3 protein-coding genes are annotated in these 2721 nt (G+C 67.1%); 2 read left to right on the top strand and 1 reads right to left on the bottom strand.

Annotation, left to right across the window (positions count from 1 at the left end; genetic code table 11):
- Nucleotides 1-168: 168 nt before the first annotated feature.
- Nucleotides 169-846, top strand: a complete 678-nt coding sequence (locus AC1D01_RS28965; RefSeq protein ID WP_477872574.1) for a response regulator — start codon at nt 169-171, stop codon at nt 844-846.
- Here AC1D01_RS28965 and AC1D01_RS28960 read toward each other — a convergent pair.
- On the bottom strand, nt 833-1594 hold the full coding sequence (locus AC1D01_RS28960) for a DUF4397 domain-containing protein (protein WP_477872572.1): 762 nt from the start codon (nt 1592-1594) through the stop codon (nt 833-835). The genes AC1D01_RS28965 and AC1D01_RS28960 overlap by 14 nt on opposite strands.
- 222 nt (nt 1595-1816) lie before the next feature.
- Between AC1D01_RS28960 and AC1D01_RS28955 the strand changes: the two genes are divergently transcribed.
- Complete coding sequence (locus AC1D01_RS28955) at nt 1817-2497, top strand: glutathione S-transferase (protein WP_477872570.1); 681 nt, start codon at nt 1817-1819, stop codon at nt 2495-2497.
- The last annotated feature ends 224 nt before the right edge of the window (nt 2498-2721 follow it).

The following is a 2721-nucleotide window of genomic DNA, read 5'->3' as shown; positions in this document are numbered from 1 at the left end:
GGGTGCGCGAGATCGAGCGGCGCTGCCACGCCGGCGAGGTGCTGGACACGATCGTGGTGCAGCACGAGGTGACGCAGTTGCTGGAGGCCTCGGCCGACGGGGCGCGCGAGTGGCTGCGGCAGCGCTTCTCCTGAACGCTGCCCGGGCGGGGCGGGCGGAGGCCGTAACATGGGCGCTTCTCCCGACCGCAAGTTGACCGACACCGTGGAACACGAGGAATTACTGACCGTGGGCGAGGTGACCGGCCTGCTGGGGGTTTCCCGCACCTCGGTCCAGAAGATGGTGGACAGCGGCGTGCTGCTCGCGATGCGCACGCCCGGCGGGCACCGGCGCATCGTCCGCAGCTCGGTGCAGGCGCTGCTGAGCGGGCAGCTGCAGCTGGTGCCCGGCGCGGCGCCGGCGCCGCCACCGGCGCCGTCGTCGAGCATGACGGTGCTGATCGTCGAGGACAGCCCGACCACCACGCTGAGCTACCAGAAGGTGTTGCGCCGCAGCCGGCTGCCGATCTCGTGCGAGTTTGCGACCGACGGCATCGAGGCCTTGCTCAAGCTCGAACGGTTTCGCCCCGACGTGTTGATCACCGACCTGCAGATGGAGCCGGTCGACGGGTTCCGGCTGGTCGCCGCGGTGCAGAACGATGCCGAACTGGCGTTGATGGCCCAGGTGGTCGTCACCGGGCTGGACGACGAAGAGATCGCACGCCGCGGCGGCCTGCCGCCCAACGTGCTGCTGTACCGCAAGCCGGTGCCCTGGGACAGGGTGCTCGGTTTCCTGGAGGCCCATGCGCAACGCCGCCAGCTGCTGCTGGCGGCGTCGCATCATCGCGGCAGCCTCAAGGCTGGTTGATGATCTCGGTGCTCGGCTGGCCGTTGTCGGCGATCACCTCCAGCACCTTCACGTCGTTGACGGCGAGGCTCTGCGGCACCGTCATCAGCAGCAGGTCGGCATTGGTCTGCACCTCGATCGGCGCGGTGAAGATCACGGCCTTCGTGCCGGCGGTCGTCACGCGCATCACGTAGTTGCCGGCGGTGAAGTCGGTCGAGTTCGAGCTCGAGGCCGGCACCGCGCTCTTGTACGCGGCGGCGGCGAAGTTCGGCCCCACCGTGGCGATGTCGACATTGGCGGCCGTCAGGTAGACGTCGACGTTCTGCGCATTGAACGAGCCGTTGACGACGCGCACGCGGCCGTTGGTGGCGGTGAGCTGCTTGTCGTACGGGTCGTTGATCATCAGCAGGTTGGTCGTCGTGGCTTCGCCCGGCACCGCGATCAGCGTGAACTTGTTGCCGCGCGTCGGGTTGAAGTTGATCGTGCCCACGGTGACGCCGCCGGTGGTGGTCTTCACGGTGTAGTCGGCCGGCGCGGTGTCGACGGTGTAGTACTTCGACGCGTACAGGTAAGGCACGTTGTCGACGCCACCGGAGATCTCGGTGTTGCGGTACAGCGAGACGTTCGGGCCGGCCGGGATCGCGTGGATGAAGCGCACCTTCGGGTCGGCGATGTCCAGCCGGTCGTCGATGCTGTCATCACCGCCACCGCAGGCAGCAACCAGGAGGATCGGAGCGAATGCCGCGACGAATTTGAGAGCCTTGTGCATGATGGACTGCCTTTCAGTGGAGTCGAGAACGATGAATTCGTGATGCGAACTCTAGGTTTCGTGCATCGCGCACCGTGTCGGTGGAGGGGGCGACCCGATGTGGGGCGTGCCTGAGATCGTTGTCGGACGAGGCGCCGCGCGGGTGGTCCGCCGCTGTCGGATGCCGCGCGCTGTGACAATGCGCGCCACGGGCCGCTCGACAGGCCATATCAAGGAGACCGCATGATCGTTGTCCACCACCTGAACAACTCGCGCTCGCAGCGCGTGCTCTGGCTGCTCGAGGAGCTGGGCGTGCCGTACGAGATCAAGAAGTACCAGCGCAACCCGAAGACGATGCTGGCGCCGCCCGAGTTGCTGCAGGTGCACCCGCTGGGCAAGTCGCCGGTGATCACCGACGACGGCACCACGGTGGCCGAATCGGGCGCGATCATCGAGTACCTGCTGTCGCGCTTCAGCCCCGGCACCCAGGGCCGGCTCGCGCCCGCGGCGGGCACGCCCGAGGCCTTGCGGTTCACCTACTGGCTGCACTTCGCCGAAGGCTCGGCGATGCCGCCGCTGCTGCTGAAGCTGATCTTCGATCGCATCCCGAAATCGCCGATGCCGTTCTTCGTGAAGCCGATCGCGAAGGGCATCTCGGCCAAGGTGCTGTCGCTGATGGTCGAGCCGAACCTGAAGCGGCAGCTCGACTTCATGGAGGCCGAGCTCGGCAGGAGCGCGTGGTTCGCGGGCAGCGAATTCAGCGCGGCCGACATCCAGATGAGCTTTCCGGTCGAGGCCGCGGCGCAGCGCGCGGGGCTGGATGCGAGCCGGCCGAAGCTGATGGCCTGGCTGAAGCGCATCCACGCGCGGCCGGCGTACCAGCGCGCGCTGGAGCGGGGCGGGCCGTACGACTTCGCGGATTGATCTGGCCACCGGGAATCGCGTTTCACTCCTATGGTTGACGAATCACTCCGCGCCGGCCTTGCCCCTGGATTCAGCAAGTACTACGGCCGCAGTGTGACCGCGTCTGACTGCAACGACTCAACGGTCTCAGGTTCAAGTCGCGGTGGCGTTCGGCTTCCGCGGACCTTGGATCAGAAGAACCCGCTCACCTGCGTCCACCATTGCCAACGTGAGCGCTGATGGGC

This window comes from Rhizobacter sp. P3_B12 (genome assembly GCF_056402895.1).
The sequence above is the reverse complement of the archived record's forward strand: the minus strand, read 5'-3'. Positions and strand labels throughout refer to the sequence as shown.

What these genes read in the sequence shown, in the direction of transcription:
- AC1D01_RS28965 (WP_477872574.1), top strand. Translation starts at nt 169, where the DNA reads ATGGGCGCTTCTCCCGACCGCAAGTTGACCGACACCGTGGAACACGAG.
- AC1D01_RS28960 (WP_477872572.1), bottom strand. Translation starts at nt 1,594, where the DNA reads ATGCACAAGGCTCTCAAATTCGTCGCGGCATTCGCTCCGATCCTCCTG.
- AC1D01_RS28955 (WP_477872570.1), top strand. Translation starts at nt 1,817, where the DNA reads ATGATCGTTGTCCACCACCTGAACAACTCGCGCTCGCAGCGCGTGCTC.